General features: G+C 35.3%; 18 protein-coding genes. 13 read left to right on the forward strand and 5 right to left on the reverse strand.

What is annotated here, in order from left to right; all coding sequences use genetic code 11:
• Nucleotides 1-99 precede the first annotated feature (99 nt).
• From COL05_RS17985 to COL05_RS18000, 3 genes are all read left to right on the forward strand, one after another.
• Nucleotides 100-993 (forward strand): LysR family transcriptional regulator, encoded by an 894-nt coding sequence (locus COL05_RS17985; RefSeq protein WP_098669575.1) that lies wholly within the window; start codon nucleotides 100-102, stop codon nucleotides 991-993.
• 301 nt (nucleotides 994-1,294) lie between these two features.
• Nucleotides 1,295-1,807: a DUF2690 domain-containing protein gene (locus COL05_RS17995; protein WP_098669576.1), complete on the forward strand. Its 513-nt coding sequence runs from the start codon at nucleotides 1,295-1,297 to the stop codon at nucleotides 1,805-1,807.
• A gap of 17 nt (nucleotides 1,808-1,824) precedes the next feature.
• Nucleotides 1,825-2,301 carry a DUF2690 domain-containing protein gene (locus COL05_RS18000; protein ID WP_098669577.1) on the forward strand — a complete coding sequence of 159 codons (477 nt, stop codon included), beginning with the start codon at nucleotides 1,825-1,827 and terminating at the stop codon, nucleotides 2,299-2,301.
• Nucleotides 2,302-2,399: 98 nt separating this feature from the next.
• Here COL05_RS18000 and COL05_RS18005 read toward each other — a convergent pair whose 3' ends face one another.
• Complete coding sequence (locus tag COL05_RS18005; RefSeq protein WP_098669578.1) at nucleotides 2,400-2,891, reverse strand: DinB family protein; 492 nt, start codon at nucleotides 2,889-2,891, stop codon at nucleotides 2,400-2,402.
• 184 nt (nucleotides 2,892-3,075) lie between these two features.
• Between COL05_RS18005 and COL05_RS18010 the strand changes: the two genes are divergently transcribed.
• Complete coding sequence (locus COL05_RS18010; RefSeq protein ID WP_142337549.1) at nucleotides 3,076-3,552, forward strand: DinB family protein; 477 nt, start codon at nucleotides 3,076-3,078, stop codon at nucleotides 3,550-3,552.
• A 215-nt stretch (nucleotides 3,553-3,767) separates the two neighbouring features.
• Nucleotides 3,768-4,805 (forward strand): DUF4003 domain-containing protein, encoded by a 1,038-nt coding sequence (locus COL05_RS18015; protein WP_142337550.1) that lies wholly within the window; start codon nucleotides 3,768-3,770, stop codon nucleotides 4,803-4,805.
• Between the two features lie 103 nt (nucleotides 4,806-4,908).
• Here the strand turns inward: COL05_RS18015 and COL05_RS18020 are convergent, their stop codons facing one another.
• The gene (locus tag COL05_RS18020) at nucleotides 4,909-5,673 is read right to left on the reverse strand and encodes a DUF817 domain-containing protein (protein ID WP_098669580.1); all 765 of its coding nucleotides are present in this window, start codon (nucleotides 5,671-5,673) and stop codon (nucleotides 4,909-4,911) included.
• Between the two features lie 267 nt (nucleotides 5,674-5,940).
• Here COL05_RS18020 and COL05_RS18025 point away from each other — a divergent pair, with 267 nt between their 5' ends.
• The 5 genes from COL05_RS18025 (at nucleotide 5,941) to COL05_RS18045 (ending at nucleotide 10,015) form a co-directional block, all read left to right on the forward strand.
• On the forward strand, nucleotides 5,941-6,975 hold the full coding sequence (locus COL05_RS18025; RefSeq protein ID WP_098669581.1) for a FecCD family ABC transporter permease: 1,035 nt from the start codon (nucleotides 5,941-5,943) through the stop codon (nucleotides 6,973-6,975).
• Between the two features lies 1 nt (nucleotide 6,976).
• The gene (locus tag COL05_RS18030; protein WP_098669582.1) at nucleotides 6,977-7,993 is read left to right on the forward strand and encodes a FecCD family ABC transporter permease; all 1,017 of its coding nucleotides are present in this window, start codon (nucleotides 6,977-6,979) and stop codon (nucleotides 7,991-7,993) included.
• 21 nt (nucleotides 7,994-8,014) lie between these two features.
• A complete protein-coding gene (locus tag COL05_RS18035; RefSeq protein ID WP_098669583.1) occupies nucleotides 8,015-8,923 on the forward strand; it encodes an iron-hydroxamate ABC transporter substrate-binding protein in 909 nt (302 codons plus the stop codon).
• Between the two features lie 218 nt (nucleotides 8,924-9,141).
• Complete coding sequence (locus tag COL05_RS18040) at nucleotides 9,142-9,693, forward strand: GNAT family N-acetyltransferase (protein ID WP_098669584.1); 552 nt, start codon at nucleotides 9,142-9,144, stop codon at nucleotides 9,691-9,693.
• A gap of 94 nt (nucleotides 9,694-9,787) precedes the next feature.
• A complete protein-coding gene (locus COL05_RS18045) occupies nucleotides 9,788-10,015 on the forward strand; it encodes a coiled-coil domain-containing protein (protein ID WP_001047302.1) in 228 nt (75 codons plus the stop codon).
• Between the two features lie 71 nt (nucleotides 10,016-10,086).
• Here the strand turns inward: COL05_RS18045 and COL05_RS18050 are convergent, their stop codons facing one another.
• Nucleotides 10,087-11,412: an ArsB/NhaD family transporter gene (locus tag COL05_RS18050; RefSeq protein ID WP_098669585.1), complete on the reverse strand. Its 1,326-nt coding sequence runs from the start codon at nucleotides 11,410-11,412 to the stop codon at nucleotides 10,087-10,089.
• A gap of 414 nt (nucleotides 11,413-11,826) precedes the next feature.
• On the opposite strand from COL05_RS18050, the gene COL05_RS18055 reads away from it, so the two are divergent.
• Complete coding sequence (locus tag COL05_RS18055) at nucleotides 11,827-12,177, forward strand: YojF family protein (protein WP_000407039.1); 351 nt, start codon at nucleotides 11,827-11,829, stop codon at nucleotides 12,175-12,177.
• A gap of 15 nt (nucleotides 12,178-12,192) precedes the next feature.
• Nucleotides 12,193-12,855: a bacillithiol biosynthesis deacetylase BshB2 gene (gene bshB2 / locus COL05_RS18060; RefSeq protein WP_098669586.1), complete on the forward strand. Its 663-nt coding sequence runs from the start codon at nucleotides 12,193-12,195 to the stop codon at nucleotides 12,853-12,855.
• Nucleotides 12,856-12,967: 112 nt separating this feature from the next.
• Here bshB2 and COL05_RS18065 read toward each other — a convergent pair whose 3' ends face one another.
• Nucleotides 12,968-13,396, reverse strand: coding sequence for a cytidine deaminase (locus tag COL05_RS18065; RefSeq protein ID WP_098669587.1), 429 nt, complete (start codon nucleotides 13,394-13,396; stop codon nucleotides 12,968-12,970).
• A 108-nt stretch (nucleotides 13,397-13,504) separates the two neighbouring features.
• Nucleotides 13,505-14,056, reverse strand: a complete 552-nt coding sequence (locus COL05_RS18070) for a DUF5823 family protein (RefSeq protein WP_098669588.1) — start codon at nucleotides 14,054-14,056, stop codon at nucleotides 13,505-13,507.
• Between the two features lie 364 nt (nucleotides 14,057-14,420).
• Here COL05_RS18070 and COL05_RS18075 point away from each other — a divergent pair, with 364 nt between their 5' ends.
• On the forward strand, nucleotides 14,421-15,620 hold the full coding sequence (locus COL05_RS18075) for a multidrug effflux MFS transporter (protein ID WP_098669589.1): 1,200 nt from the start codon (nucleotides 14,421-14,423) through the stop codon (nucleotides 15,618-15,620).
• The last annotated feature ends 204 nt before the right edge of the window (nucleotides 15,621-15,824 follow it).

The raw sequence follows: 15,824 nt of genomic DNA on the forward strand, positions 1-15,824 counted from the left end.
TTGTCGATGCTCTTTATCATACAATACAAATATTAATAGACAAAGAGGATTATTTCGATGAAATCAATCGGAAATATCGATTGAAAAGAGGGACGATAAATGGAGATAAAACAATTAATTACATTTAAAATAGCCGCGGACACTTTGAATTTTACGCAAACTGCGAAGAAATTAAACTTTGCTCAATCAAGCGTAACAGCGCAAATTAAAACGTTAGAAGCTGAGCTAGGTACGCCGTTATTTGAAAGATTAGGAAAACGCCTTTTCTTAACGGAAGCAGGTAGGAAGTTTCAACTATATGCCGACAAGATGATTGCACTGAGTAACGAAGCAAAAATGGCTGTGAAACATGATGAGGGAATAGCAGGTACATTAATAATCGGTGCGCAGGAAAGTCAATGTACATATAGACTTCCTTCTATATTAAAGAGGTTTAAAGCACAATTCCCTCAAATAAAACTTATATTTAAACCAGCGCATTCCAATAAAGATGCGAAGGAACAATTGATGGAGGGAAAAGTCGATCTTGCCTTTATTTTGGACGAATGTAAAACAGAAGATGCTTTACATGTGGAGCCGCTTATGAAAGAAGAATTAAAAATAGTAGCTGCTTCAGGGCATCATTTACTCGAGAAAGCTTCCATTTCTACAAAAGATTTAGAAGGTGAGACGCTGTTGCTAACAGAGCTAGGGTGCTCGTACCGGACTTTATTTGAAGAGCTACTTCGTACAGAAGATGTGTATCCAGCAAATAAAATTGAGTTCGTTAGTGTAGAGGCAATTAAACAATGTGTTATTGCAGATTTAGGAATAGCTGTTTTACCAGCGATAGTAGTAGAAAAAGATATACGAGAAGGGACGATAAAAGAGTTACATGTAGAAAGTGCAATCTCACCAATTTACACACAAATTGCTTGGCATAAAGATAAATGGATGACAGTGCCACTGCAACAATTTATTGATGTAACGAGGGAGTTTCTTACAACGGATTAAGTGGAGAAATATTTATTTTATATAGTAGTAAAAATAGAAATTTTGTATAAAGAACCGGTGCTTGCATGAAACGAGTATCGGTTCTTTTATGTTTTAAATAAAGGATGCTATAAAATGTGTATTTCTCAACTTTTTTTCTTAGATGGATACGTAAAATTCTTCGTATATTCCAATAATCATAAGGAAATTTACAACGTTTATTGGTTTCTGTAAGATGCCTCTAGGAAGTATGAAAGGAGGGGCGTACATAGGGGATAGATTGTCTTTATTATACGTACTTATTTTAAGGGGGAGATTTAAAATGTTTAAAAAGCTAATGAAAGTATGTGCGTTAAGTGTAGTGAGTGTCGGGGTATTATTTAGTTTTCAAGAAAGTACATTTGCAGCTACTGATTTAAGTAGTTATTATGACGGAAAAAATTCAGCAACAACAAAGGTATACGGGGGAAGTACAACGTGTGATGCTGATGGATTTAATGCAAAGTCTACAGCCGTGTACGAAGGTAGTAAAAAAGTAGGAACAGTCTATTTACGTTACAGTAATAAATGTCATGCAGCTTGGGCTAAGCTTGTTTTAGATCAACCAGCACCTTCTGTTTCTGGAGGAGTATATGCTTACGCTGTTATTAATAAATATAAAAACGGTGTATTCCAAAAATCAGTAGATTCTAATAGTGGTAATGGAGCAATAAAAACAGGTCAAACGAGCACGTATACAGGAATGGTATTTGATTTAACTGCTGATTTTGGTTATACAGCTGATGCCGAAGCGGTGACGATTAATAATGGTTACGGGAAAACTGGACGTTATTAATAAGGGAGCGGAGTGCTATGAAACTTTTAAAAAAGCTGAGCGCATGTTTTTTTCTATCTTTGCTCGTTTTAACTAGTGTGTTTAGTACGACTGGTAATGAAAAAGCATATGCAGAAGACCATTCGTATGATGGGAAAAGTCCGTATTACAATAGTTGTGACCAATCCGCAGTAACGAAAGAAAAGAAATGGATTGATTCCAATTCTTATGTGGAATTAAAATTTAGCACGACGTGTAAGACAGCGTGGGCAAAAGTTACTGTAACCCGCCCAGCAGTATATAATAATGAAGCTGATGCAAGAATTGTAAGAAAAACAGATGGAAAGGCATACACTTGCGGCAGTGCTGGAGGAAATGGTGTTGTAAATAAAGGGCAAACATCATGCTATACACCAATGGTATATGATTTAGATCCAAGAAAGGCGCAAGCGCAGGGGAAACATGCCATTCCGAATAGTGATGCATATAATTATGCTGAGACTATTTGGTATTGATCATATTATAAAAAAATTAAGATAGCATATTTAAAGAGCATGTTTTGAGTGGTTTTCAAAGCATGCTCGATTTGTATTCATTTTAAGTTTTTAGGTAATCAACTAATAAGGTCCGTATCAGGAGGCGTGTACCCAAGGTGACGAGCCATTGATACAATTTGTCCTTTATGATGAAACTCATGTGTCTCTGTATGAGTTAAAAGCCATAGCGGTGTTGTGCTCCAAGGCTCTTTTTGCCATTTTACTTCATTTGCTATATTTTCGAGCCAGCGGTCATTGTATTCATCTAAAAAACGTTGTACAGTCTCATCTACTAACTTAAATCTAGCACGGACTTTCTCCACATCTGCATGCTCAATTTCATCATCACTAGCAAATGAAAAATCTGCTCGCTTTTGCTTAAATGCAAATGATCCAAGCCAGTATCGATAGCAATCGGCTACATGAATATGCGTCTTTATAATGCTACCGCTTCCGAAATTGGGAACAGTGCTATGTAATTTTTCTAGTGGGATTTCTTCCAAAAACGAAAATAAAGTTTCTCTTGTAGAGCTAATAAGATGATATTGCTGTTTAAAAACACGTAACATGTAATTGACACTCCTCTATTATTTACTAAACTAACTGTGTAGTAAGTAATTCTATATTTATTAGGGGTGAACCTTTTAAATATTTTTACTAAGCATATTAGATGTATTTCTTCATTGTTTCTGATAGATTAAACAAGGTGAAACTTTAATAAATTGAACATTCTTAGTTCATAATAAATGGTACATGAAGAAGGAGAACGATCAAATGAATAGACTAGTTGGCTTAAAACAATTTGAAATAACGCGTGGGGCATTGCTTAAATTTATGGAGACGCTAGACGATAAAACTGTAGATACACAGCCAGAGGGTTTTAACAATACAATTCGCTGGCATATCGGTCATGTATTAACGGCAGCAGAAGTTTTCATGTTTGGAAAAGAATTTAAACAATTACCAACTGAATATCCAGGTATGTTTGGGTATGGATCAAGACCATCTAAATGGAAAACAGAGGGGCCGTCATTGGAAGTGTTAGCGGCTCAATTAAAAGAACAAGCAAAACGTATTAACGAAATTCCAGCAGAAGCATTTGAAAATAAACTTCCAGAGCCATTCCTAGGATTGGAAACGGTAGGTGAGCTTTACGGCATGATGCTTTATCATGAAGCTGATCATATTGGGCAAATGAAGGCGATGGAGCGTATTATTAAAGCTCTTTAGTTGTAATTGCATGTAAAAAACGAAATTACACCTGTATTGTGAAATAATATAACGACAAAAAGGATAGATANNTATCTATCCTTTTTGTCGTTGCGCTTAAAGGAGGTATAAGCGCTTGCAATCTTAATACTGATAAAATAGGAATAGTTATTATATTTGTTTTACATAATAGAAAAATATTGAAGATAATACAGAATTAAGGTTGCGAAACCTGCATGAAATATAAGTATAATAAAAGAGAAGAACTAGAAATAGGGGTGAATACTATGATTACATTAGAACAAAAGTTGGAGCAATACACACATACGTATACACAGTTAAAGCGAGAACTAAAATGGAAAACGAGTGATTCTCGAACAGGTATGATGATTGCTGCTATGTATACAGGTAGTGATAAATTGTTTGATCTCGGACGTTTTTTAGAGATTAGTAGTTATATTAAAAATCAAGTAGGGATGTTTTCATACTTAAAGTCTTATCATCGCTTTGTGGTGGCCGCAACTTTAGATATTCACTTTACAGATTACAAGAAGGCTTTTCGGAAGTTTTTAGATTTATATGAACAATTGGTTGCTGGTGGTTTTAGTCGGAGTATATTTACTTATCTCGCAGCATCTGTGCTTTTAACAGAAGAAAATGAACAGCATGGCACGCACATTCAGCGTTCGATGCAAGTATATAAACGTATGAAAGAGGATCACTTTTTTCTTACAAGTACAAATGATTACCCACTTGCAGTTTTACTAGCAGGACAATCAGAGAATGTAGAAACGCTTATGGACCGAGTGGAACGTCTGTATCAGAAACTAGTGAAAGCTGGTTTGCGTAAAGGGAATGACCTTCAGTTTTTAAGTCATATCTTTTCACTAAAGAAGGATGTTCGTGAAGAAATGTTAGTTGCAACATGTACAAACATATGGAATTCATTAAAAAAAGAAAAGGTAAAAGTGAAACAGATGCATTACCCAGCCATAGGGCTACTAGCGTTACTTGAGGATGGAGAAAAAGAGATTCATTCTATTACAGCGTTGATTGAAAAATTGCAGGGAGAGAAATTATTCCGTTGGCATACAGACACGAATATTCTTATTGCTATTCAACTGTTCGTAAGTCAGAAAGGTGAGGAAAGTAAAGCTACTAACACAGGTTTACAAACAATGATAGAAGTCATCATACAAGCACAACAAGCAGCTATGATGGCAACGATTGCCGCTTCATCTGCAGCAACCTCTTCAGCTAGTAGTAGCTCATAATGTGTAACTGCTTATGCTCTTGTAATGTATAACTCCTTTGATAAGGACGGTAAAAAAGCCTATCACTCTTTAATGAGTGATGGGCTTTTTTACATAATCAGCATTATTTTTTCGACTCCTTCAAATGTTTAAGTTGTGTAACAATCATAATGCTAATAACAACGAGTAAAAACCATGAGCTAATTTTGCTTAAGTGAACGAGATTCCACGCCTCCCGTTGATTTGGATATTGCCATGCTCCGAAAAATGTTGCTATGTTCTCTGCAATCCAAATAAAGAAACCGATAAGGAAAAAGGAGAGAACAAGTGGTATTTTATAGGTAACGCCTCGTAATGAAAATTCTACAAATGTCCGAAAGAAAACGATGAATAAAAGGACAGTTAATACCCATCTAAAGTCATATAGAAAATGATGTGTAAAAAAATTAAAGTAAATCATTGCTCCTAGAGGAATTGTAAAAATAGCTCTCGGCCAATGATGCATTTGTAAATGCAATCTTCTCCAAGCTTGGCATATGTAACTGGCGACACTTGCATACATAAAACCACTGTAAAGCGGAACTCCCAAAATTTTTGAATACGCCTCTTCCGGATAACTCCATGAACCGAAATGTACTTTATATATTTCTAGTAGAAGGCCGATGAGGTGGAAGACAGTAATTACTTTTAGTTCGTCTTTTGTTTCAAGTTCAGTCTTATACATAATCCACTGCATAAGAAGACATACGATGAGTATGAAATCATAGCGGTATAACCCTGGGATAGAAATGATTTTTGATAGGGCTAGTGTTAAGAAAATAACGACTGGGAATAAACAGGATAATGCTTGCTCGTAAGTGAAATGTAATAGTTGTTTTATATAGAACATTGTATCTCCTTTTTGTTAGAAAAATCAAAATAATGACTAAGTATACTATAATTAAAAAAATAAACCAGTAGTCTATTTTGCATGTATTTGTAAGTTTTAGAGGGGAATTGTAATAAGTATTTTAATATATAACAAAGTAAAAAATAGTTTGCTATTTAAAAAAAGTGGGGATATAATATCTAAATGAAAATGATAATTGTTATCAATATTAATTATAAATAAAAAATAATTATAAAAAATAACTGAATATAAAGGATGAAATGAAACATGTTACATAAGTCTACTATACGTGCTGGCAATAACCGCTGGATACATATTAAGTTCATATGTTTTATGAGCTTAACAATTATATGTTTAATTGGATCTATATTTTTGGCCATCGCATTTGGTGCAAAGGATATTCATTTGCAAACGGTGTGGACAGCGGTTTTTGATTACAATCCGAAATTAACGCAGCATCAAATCATTTACGAATTAAGGCTCCCAAGGGTAATTGGCGCAGCAGTTGTAGGAGCGGCTTTTGCGGTCGCTGGGGCTGTTATGCAAGGAGTAACACGAAATCCTTTAGCTGATGCAGGTGTACTTGGCATAAATGCAGGTGCGATGTTTGTAGTAGCACTTAGTTTTGCCTTTTTTCCGCATATGCCATATTCCTATTTAATGATTGTCTCTTTTATTGGAGCGGTTTTAAGTACAGTACTCATTTTTATTATCGGATCGGCCACATCAGGCGGATTAACACCGATGAGATTAACGATTGCAGGGGCAGTTATGGCCGCGTTATTGCATTCGTTGAGTTCAGGTATCGCGATTTATTATGACTTAAGTCAAGATTTAGCGTTTTGGTACGCTGGTGGTGTTGCAGGGGTTAAGTGGGAACATTTGAAGTTTTTAGTTCCTATTATTCTTATAACGATTCTTTTTGCGATAGTGATAGGGCGATCTATTTCACTCATATCAATGGGGGATGACGTCGCTACGAATTTAGGAGTAAAAACGAACCGAACGAGAATACTAGGGATGATTATAGTAGTCATTCTTGCAGGTGTATCTGTTTCAGCTGTTGGTTCTATCGGATTTGTAGGACTCGTTATCCCGCATATTGCTAGAAAAATAGTTGGTGTGAATTATCGACTCATTATTCCTATGTCAGCATTATTAGGTGCTATGTTATTAGTTTTAGCTGACCTAGGGGCAAGAACAGTAAACCCTCCTAAAGAACTGGCGATAGGAATTATGGTAGCTCTTGTTGGAGTTCCGTTCTTCCTCTATATAGCACGTAAAGTTGGGAGGGAGCTATAAGGTGAAGGATCTTATTACCACAGATAAAAAAAGAGCCATTACTGTAACTACAATATTCGGTTGTATTAGTATCGCTGTCATTTTACTTAGCTTAAATACAGGGACACTTAGCATTGCACCGCTCAAAGTAATTCAAACACTTTTCGGTTATGGTGATTTTGAGAGCGTAACAGTGCTATACGATTATCGTATGCCAAGAATTATAATCACCATGTTAGCTGGAATTGGCCTTGGGATTTCTGGTGCGATTTTACAAGGATTATCACGTAATGCACTTGCAGACCCTGGTATTTTAGGATTACATGCAGGTGCATCCTTCGGGCTAATTATATTCGTTACTTTCTTTCATTCTATTAATGAGAATGCATCGATTTTAATACCGTTATTTACATTTGGCGGAGGAGTGCTAGCTGCATTTTCAATTATTATACTTGCGAGTGATCGGTCAAAAGGTTTACTGCCTATTAGACTTATTCTCGTTGGTATTGCTGTTTCAGCTGGATTTAGTGCAATTTCGTTATTTTTCTCTCTCAAGTTAAATGATGAGACATATACATTCGCTTCTAGATGGTTAGTTGGTAACGTGTGGGGAAGGGATTGGATTCATGTCCTTGCATTATTACCTTGGATTTTCATACTAACTCCGTATGCATGGCTAAAATCTAAAACGTTAAATGCATTGTCACTCGGTGATAGTGTGGCAGCAGGACTTGGTGTTTCTGTTCAAAAAGAACGTTTACTCCTTTTAGCTACAGCGGTTGGATTATCTTGCGCGAGTGTATCGATGGCAGGAGGGATTGGTTTTATCGGTTTAGTTGCTCCGCATATTGCAAGAAAGTTAGTAGGTACTACGTATCAACATTTCCTTCCACTAGCTGGCATTATCGGAATGATTATTTTAGTACTAGCAGATACGATAGGTCGTTCTATATTTGAGCCAAACTCTATTCCAGCTGGTGTAGTAGTGGCAGCTTTAGGAGCACCGTATTTTCTTTATTTACTTACAAAAACAAAATAAATATTTCAAAGAGGAGAACATATGAAAAAGAAACTTACTATTTTATTTAGTATGATGTGTATTTTAGTATTAGCAGCATGTGGTCAAACGAAATCTAATGAAGGGGCAAGTGAAAAAACGGAAAAAAGTAATGACCCGAAAATCGCCTCTATGTCCATTCACTTAACGAATAATTTACTAGCATTAGGAATTACACCTGTAGGTTCTGTTATTGGTGGAGATTTAAAAGATTTCTTACCGCATGCAAAAGAGCAGTTGAAAGGTACGAAGAAACTTGGTGTTGTAACGGATCCGAATATGGAAGCATTACTTCAATTGAAGCCAACTGACATTTATGTGGATGAAAAATACGCTGGCAAAGATTTAGCGAAATACGAAAAAATTGCAAAAACACATTCTTTCAATTTAGATGAAGGTACGTGGAGAGACCATTTAAAACAAGTTGGTAAACTTGTAAACCGTGAGAAAGAAGCGGATACATATATTCAAGATTACGAAGAGCAATCAAAACGAGTAAAAAGTTTAATAGATAAAGAGTTAGGTAATAACGAAAAAGTAATGGCAATTCGCGTTACTGCAAAAGAATTACGTGTATTTAGTACGAAAAGACCGATGGGACCAATTTTATTCCAAGACTTAGGATTACAACCTGCAAATGGTGTAGAGAAAATTGATGGAAACCGTCCTTTCGAAGTCATTTCCCAAGAAGTATTACCTGACTTTGATGCAGATGCTATTTTCGTTGTTGTAAATAGAGACGATAAGGCAAAAGCTGCATTTAAACAACTTCAAGAAACACCAATTTGGAAAGACTTAAAAGCTGTTAAAGGCAAGCATGTATACATTATTAATGACCAACCATGGCTTGACTATTCTGCTTTAGGTAACAAAATGGCAATGGATGAAGCGGAGAAAATGTTTACGAAATAATGCAGTTTTATTATTAGGGAAGGCCTTCTAAATTTGGAGGGCTTTTTTATTGTTGTTAGAATAAACAGGAAATTATACAATAAAGTTAATTTCGTGTAGAGGAGATGTGCCAATGTCAGCGCTTATTGTATGTATCCCGTTTATAACGCAGTTTATGGAACAAGGGGATAAATAGGCTAAAATAAGTATCCCCGTTATTAAAAAAGGGGGAGTTTGAAATGACAATGAAACTTTTTCAAAATAAAACGATGAAATTAACAGCTATGAGAGAAAACGATGCTGAAGTAATGGCCAAATGGCAAGAAGATAGTGAGTATTTAAGAAATGTCGATACAGATGTAGCATTCCCGCAATCTTTACAGGAAATAGTAAGTGATGGTCTATTAAAGGGAAGGAGATCGAATAGTGTTTCTTTTATGGTAAGGACAGTTCAAGATGATCGCTTAATTGGTTTTGTTGCAATTCATGGCATAGAGTGGAATAACAGGACGGGTTTATTAGCGATTGGTATAGGAGATGCAAATGATAGAGGGAAAGGATATGGAAGAGAAGCGATCTACCTTATCTTAAAATATGCTTTCTATGAATTGAATTTACACCGTGTCGGTCTGGATGTTATTTCTTATAACAAAGCTGCTATTGAGTTGTATAAAAAAATGGGTTTTCAGATGGAAGGCTGTATGAGAGAAGCGGTTCAAAGGGATGGGAAGTGTTTTGATCGTATCATTATGGGGATATTGCGAGATGAATGGATAGAGATGCAAGATTAAAAATGCATTCTTATATGTGTAATATGCAGGAGATAAAACAATAATTGGCGAATTTTTACAATGTACTGATTGAACTTATAAGGAGTTATGCAAAATGAACTTAGAAAAAGCAAAACCAGTAAATGAAGAGGTCGCTGAATTAAAGGAATTAATTAAAGAATTACACGGAAGTGTACATCAACTTCAAAGTGAAGTGCAGCAATTAAGGCACGAGAGACCGGTTGTTGAAGTGAGAAAAGGTGTTCAATTATCGCCAGCAATCGTCGGGCAAATTGGTGGTATGATATTAGGTGGATTAGCAATTATCGGTATATTTTGGTGATGAAAAAAGGTTTGCAGCATAGTGCTGCAAACCTTTTGTATTTGACGATATAATTTCATGCAATATAACTTTTACATTAAATAACGTAAATATATGTAAGCATGTGATAACAATAGCGCAATAATTGTTAACGGTAAACCAATTTTTAAGAAGTCCATATACGAGAATCCATGTCCTTCACGTTTTGCAATACCAGCAACGACTACGTTTGCGGATGCTCCGATTAATGTTCCGTTTCCTCCTAAGCAAGCTCCAAGTGATAACGCCCACCATAGTACTTCGATTTGCGGAGAGTCAACAGATAGTCCGAGTCCTGTAGCTAAATCTTGAATAAGCGGAATCATCGTTGCGACAAAGGGGATATTATCAATTGTCGCAGATGCGATGCCTGATACCCATAATATAAGTACCGCAGCGAAACCGATATCGCCATTTGTTACGTCGAGTACTTCTTTTGCAAGTGAAGAAATAAGGCCGATATCAATTAATCCGCCAACGAGAACGAATAGTCCAGCGAAGAAGAAAATGGTTACCCATTCAACGTGGGCAAATACATCTTCAATATCATGTTCTTTTACTCCAATTAGCATAAGAAGTGTAGCGCCTGTCATCGCGATAACGGCAGCGTCTACATGAATAATCGAATGAAGTACAAAGCCTAAAATAGTTAGTCCCAAAATCGTGATCGATTTTAAAAGGAGGCTTTGATCTTTAATATAATCTTTTTCGTTCAATGCCATTAATATTTTAATTTGTTCAGTTGTTGTTTTTAGTTTGTTACGATACATGAAGTAAATAATGCCAAGTGTAACGATAGAAATAATGATTACGATTGGAGCTAAGTTTAGTAAAAAGGCATTAAAATCTAAATGTTTGTTTGCTGATCCAATCATAATGTTCGGTGGGTCACCGATTAATGTTGCTGTTCCGCCTATATTTGAAAATAGCACTTCTGAAATCAAATAAGGAACAGGGTTTACTTTTAAAATACGTGTAATGGACAGTGTAACAGGTACGATTAATAAAACGGTTGTTACGTTGTCCAAAAATGCTGATCCGACAGCAGTTAATAGGGATAGCAATAATAAAATGCGGATTGGTTTTCCGCCAGCTGCTTTTGCCGCTTTAATGGCTACAAATTCAAATATGCCTGATTGACTCGTAATATGTACGAGAATCATCATCCCAATTAAAAGGGTGATCGTTTCCCATTGAATATGTGATGTGAAAGCGGTATGTAAATCTACAACTCCAAAAATAATCATAATAGCAGCACCGAATAGTGCGATTACAGCACGATTTAATTTCTCGGAAATAATAAATCCATATGTGATTAAAAATACGGCAATTGCAAAATAATATTGCCAATTTGCTACTTCATGTGCTGATTGTTCCAATCATGTCACCTTCTTTAAAGTATGTATTCAATTGTCAAAATGTATCTCGCTGTATTCATACGGGATAAAATATATTGTAGCAAATTCAAAAAAGAAAGAAAACTATTTAACAAAGTGAAAGAAAAAATGATGATTTTACATATGATATAAAGTGAAACTTTAATCAGTGGGATTTTTGTTCATCCCCACTAATTATCAGCCCTCACCAATCGGGCATTTAGGGATAGTTGATTTCCAACATAGCTGACGTGCATTTGCTGGATTTTAAGGTGGAAATCTTACTATCCGTTAATGCGGGGTAAAAAAATAAAGAAACACAGTGCAAATTATTAGGAAAAGTGGGCGCTGTCCTCTAATATAGAGATAGCAATTTACATTATTTTTGCGTAAAATGGTTTAAAGAGGTGAATTCCGATGGAAATAGTAAAAGATAGTTCTCTTATTCAAAATGAAATTGAACGTTTTGTAAATAAAGATGTATATATTCATTTAGAAACAACGAACGGAGCGTATGCGTCACACTTTAATGAAAAGATGATGACGGTTGGTGCATTCATTCGAAATGCAATTATTCGCTTTGAACGCGGGAAGATTACTGGAACGAATCCATACCGAGTTGGTCTGAAAATGGATCATGGCTGGGTATATGCAGAAGGTATTACGCACTGGGAAGTAGACGATAAAGAGCGTTTATTACTTGCAGGGCACGATAATCAAGGCCGCTTAGCAGTTGCACTTGAGTTAAGCTTAACGCCATTTAAGTAAGAAGGAGGGAAACTTATGGAGAGACATGTACTTGTTGTATTTCCACATCCAGATGACGAAGCATTTGCTGCGGGAGGAACAATTCGCTTATTAACAGATCAAGGAGTACCTGTAACGTATGCGTGTGGTACTTTAGGACAAATGGGACGTAACATGGGGAAAAACGTATTCGCTAATCGTGAAACGATTCCAAATATCCGTGAAAAAGAATTAAAAGATGCATGTGAAGCGATGGGAATTCAAGATTTAAGAATGCTTGGTTTCCATGATAAAACGTTAGAATTTGAAGATGTTGATTTCGTTGCAGATAAAATTGAAGCGATCATTCAAGAAGTAAATCCATCTCGAATTATTACATTTTATCCAGAGCACGGCGTACATCCAGATCACGATGCATTTGGACGCGCTGCCGTTCGCGCTGTATCACGTATGCCAAAAGAAGAACGTCCAGTCATTCATGCAGTTGCAATTACGAAAAATCGTGAAGCTGTATTAGGTGAGCCGGATGTTGTAAATAATATTAGTGAAGTATTCGAGCATAAATTAGCTGCACTAGGTGCGCATCGTTCCCAAACAGAAGCGATGTTAGAAGAAACACACGTAAAAATCAAAAACAAAGATGCAGCAACATTAAAATGGTTGCAACTTGAACAATTTTGGACTTATAAATGGGAGTAGGCTAGAAGGGAACCTTCTAGTAGCTCTTACATAGAAAAAGCACCGTCATTTGTGACGGTGCTTTTTTAGTGAATAATTTTTATTTTTCTGCTATTTGCGAGCAGATTTCACTTTATCTTGTACTCCATTCTTTTGTAAATTCATCATGATATGCTTCGCTCCAATGGTATGGTTGTAATTCTTTTAACGGTTTGAAAATGATATTTTGTTTCGGATTTGTAATGGCGCATAGTACTTCTGGTCCCCAATAAAATAAACGTTCTTGGCATACGCCACAAGGTGATAATATTTTTAATTCAGCACGCTCATTTTCTCTTGCAAAACAAATAGAATGTGTAACTTTCTTATGAAATTTATGTGCTTCTAAAATTGCACCTGTTTCCATACAAAGTTCTGTTGAAGCGTTTATTACGTCGGGGGCCACACTTGTATAAATGGATCCATCTTCTACACGAATTGCTGCAGCTCCGCCCCAACCATGTGGGTATCTTTGGTCAATTAAACGTTTCACTGCATCATATAATTGTTGTTCAATGCTCAATTGTAGTTCCTCATTTCTACGTAATTTTCCATTCAATGACTATGTTATTTTTTTAGTAATACCGTTAAAAAAGAATAGACATCCAATTTCACACTATGGATGTAAGAATTACTCTTCATCTGCATACTTTTCCTCTAAAGAAATTAATAGAGCAATTAACCCGAGTACTACAATAATTAAAGTAGTTATAAAAGATTTAGAAAGAGAAAAGGAACCTGCAATGAAAGGTGATAAAAACTTAAATGATAGTATACTAGCAAGTAAGGACACTACTAAAATGGTAAAAAGAGCTATATTTTTATTATTAATAGATGTTAGTAAAAAGTCTTTAATAAAGCCAATAGAGACAAATATAGTTAGTATGATAAGTGAAATAAAATAATGTGTTATATTTGTCATACTAATAGTAGGATCGTCTATTATGTAGGCAAGTAACTTAGATATTAACATACCGCCGAACAATAGAATGATAAAAGCGAGTAATTCTGTTGACATATAGGTGCTGAAATTGACTTTCTTTTTAAAGAATTTATAGCTGAGAGTAGCCTGGATTATTTGCATGATAAATAAAGCGATAATCCACACATAATATACAATTGGTAATTCTCCTGAGAATAGAGAAATTAGGAAATTTACTATTGTCCTTAAAATTTCAATCATTACGAAAGTCCTCCTGTTTGTAAGCTTGCGATATTAAAATATATTAGTCTATCGTTTAATAATTAAAGTTGTAAATTCAAACTATTTCTAATTATTCCATAAAAAGGTGGTGGATTCAAGTTATCTTTTTAACAAATCCTCCAAGGCTCGACACTAGAAAAAGAAACGCAATATGTAATATAATTGAAAAAGTATATTTAAAAAATCAATGTTAATATTACCCTCCTATAAGTATTAACATACGTAATTGAGGTGTTTTCTTTGTTGTTTTATGATCGAATTTCTATAATGGCCCCTCCTGTTCCGTAGCTTAGGAAAGTCTTTTTATTTCTGAGATTTTCAAAGTTATAGGAGGGTATGAAAAATGAAAAAAGTCTCAGTACCATCACTTTTGTTAATGATCATTCTTGTCGCATTTCCGCAAATTAGTGAAACGATTTACACACCGTCTTTACCTGACATCTCAAAGGCACTACATGTAAGTAATAATGAGGTACAGTTAACACTAAGTGTGTATTTTGCTGGATTTGCTTTAGGTGTATTTTTTATTGGGTGGTTATCGGATATAATTGGCCGCCGCCCGGCAATGTTATTTGGAATTGTTGTATATGGCGCTGGGAGTTTCTTATGCTTTATCGCAAAATCCATTGAAGTTTTATTGGTAAGTCGTTTTATTCAAGCATTTGGAGCAAGTGCTGGCTCTGTTGTTACACAAACGATTCTACGTGAAAGTGTAGAAGGGCATAAGAGGCATGTTATGTTTGCTCAAATATCGGCAGTCATTGCTTTTACACCAGCGATAGGGCCATTAATTGGTGGCTTTCTTGATCAAATGTTTGGATTTAAAATCGTATTTTTAAGTTTAGTAGTTATGAGTATCGGGATTTTTCTGTATACGTTTGTTTCTCTTCCCGAAACAAAGACGGACTCAGTAACGAATAAAATAAATGTGTTTTCAGTCTTGAAGAGGTTAATTACAAATCCGAAAGTAGTAACATACGGGTTATTAATTGGAGGAGCGAATGGTGTTTTATTTAGCTATTATGCAGAAGCGCCATTTATCTTTATTGAATACTTTCAATTATCGCCTAGTATGTATGGATTTTTAGGGATTGTTGTTGCTTCAGCTTCTATTATTGGAGCAAAAGTTTCAAAACGATTGCTTGCTACTTATAAACCAGAGAAGATTATATATATTGGTTGTCTTGTAATGACAGGAGGAGCTATCCTTTTATCTGTTATTACTTCACTGGGCTCAAATCCAGACATAATATATATGATTGGATTTTTAGTAGCGATGTTTATTTTGCTATTAGGAATTGGGATAGCGTTACCTAACTGTTTAAGTTTAGCATTAGTAGATTTTCAAGATGTTATTGGTACAGCCGGAGCTTTGTTTAGCTTAGGGTACTATGTCATTGTAACGATAACAATTTGGGGAATGAGTCAGCTGCATACGGGCTCTTTACTCGTGTTGCCACTTTATTTTCTGGTTATTGTAGTTATCATGATGGTGTTTACTAAAGTGTTTATTTTAGGTAAAGAAACTTCAAAAATGAGTTAAATATGAAATGGTAAAAGAGTCTCATTTTTTAATGAGACTCTTTTATATTGTATCCCGCTGTTTTGAGGCAGCAAGATTCCTGTCTCAAAATTGGGCTGGACTAAAGAAGTTAGTAGTTTATTAATATATTAAATTTCTGGTTGGTATATAAATCGGACGTGTGGGAAATTACGTTATCAACTATATAGATTGAAGTACATGAGG

Source organism: Bacillus sp. AFS059628 (assembly GCF_002571225.1).
Lineage (GTDB): Bacteria > Bacillota > Bacilli > Bacillales > Bacillaceae_G > Bacillus_A.

Bases quoted from the DNA above. Each gene is read 5' to 3' on its own strand.
- COL05_RS18055 (WP_000407039.1), top strand. From the start codon at position 11,827: ATGGAAATAGTAAAAGATAGTTCTCTTATTCAAAATGAAATTGAACGT.
- COL05_RS18025 (WP_098669581.1), top strand. From the start codon at position 5,941: ATGTTACATAAGTCTACTATACGTGCTGGCAATAACCGCTGGATACAT.
- COL05_RS18070 (WP_098669588.1), bottom strand. From the start codon at position 14,056: ATGATTGAAATTTTAAGGACAATAGTAAATTTCCTAATTTCTCTATTC.
- COL05_RS18075 (WP_098669589.1), top strand. From the start codon at position 14,421: ATGAAAAAAGTCTCAGTACCATCACTTTTGTTAATGATCATTCTTGTC.
- COL05_RS18015 (WP_142337550.1), top strand. From the start codon at position 3,768: ATGAAATATAAGTATAATAAAAGAGAAGAACTAGAAATAGGGGTGAAT.
- COL05_RS18035 (WP_098669583.1), top strand. From the start codon at position 8,015: ATGAAAAAGAAACTTACTATTTTATTTAGTATGATGTGTATTTTAGTA.
- COL05_RS18000 (WP_098669577.1), top strand. From the start codon at position 1,825: ATGAAACTTTTAAAAAAGCTGAGCGCATGTTTTTTTCTATCTTTGCTC.
- COL05_RS18005 (WP_098669578.1), bottom strand. From the start codon at position 2,891: ATGTTACGTGTTTTTAAACAGCAATATCATCTTATTAGCTCTACAAGA.
- COL05_RS17995 (WP_098669576.1), top strand. From the start codon at position 1,295: ATGTTTAAAAAGCTAATGAAAGTATGTGCGTTAAGTGTAGTGAGTGTC.
- COL05_RS18010 (WP_142337549.1), top strand. From the start codon at position 3,076: ATGAAGAAGGAGAACGATCAAATGAATAGACTAGTTGGCTTAAAACAA.
- COL05_RS18020 (WP_098669580.1), bottom strand. From the start codon at position 5,673: ATGTTCTATATAAAACAACTATTACATTTCACTTACGAGCAAGCATTA.
- COL05_RS18040 (WP_098669584.1), top strand. From the start codon at position 9,142: ATGACAATGAAACTTTTTCAAAATAAAACGATGAAATTAACAGCTATG.
- COL05_RS17985 (WP_098669575.1), top strand. From the start codon at position 100: ATGGAGATAAAACAATTAATTACATTTAAAATAGCCGCGGACACTTTG.
- COL05_RS18045 (WP_001047302.1), top strand. From the start codon at position 9,788: ATGAACTTAGAAAAAGCAAAACCAGTAAATGAAGAGGTCGCTGAATTA.
- bshB2 (WP_098669586.1), top strand. From the start codon at position 12,193: ATGGAGAGACATGTACTTGTTGTATTTCCACATCCAGATGACGAAGCA.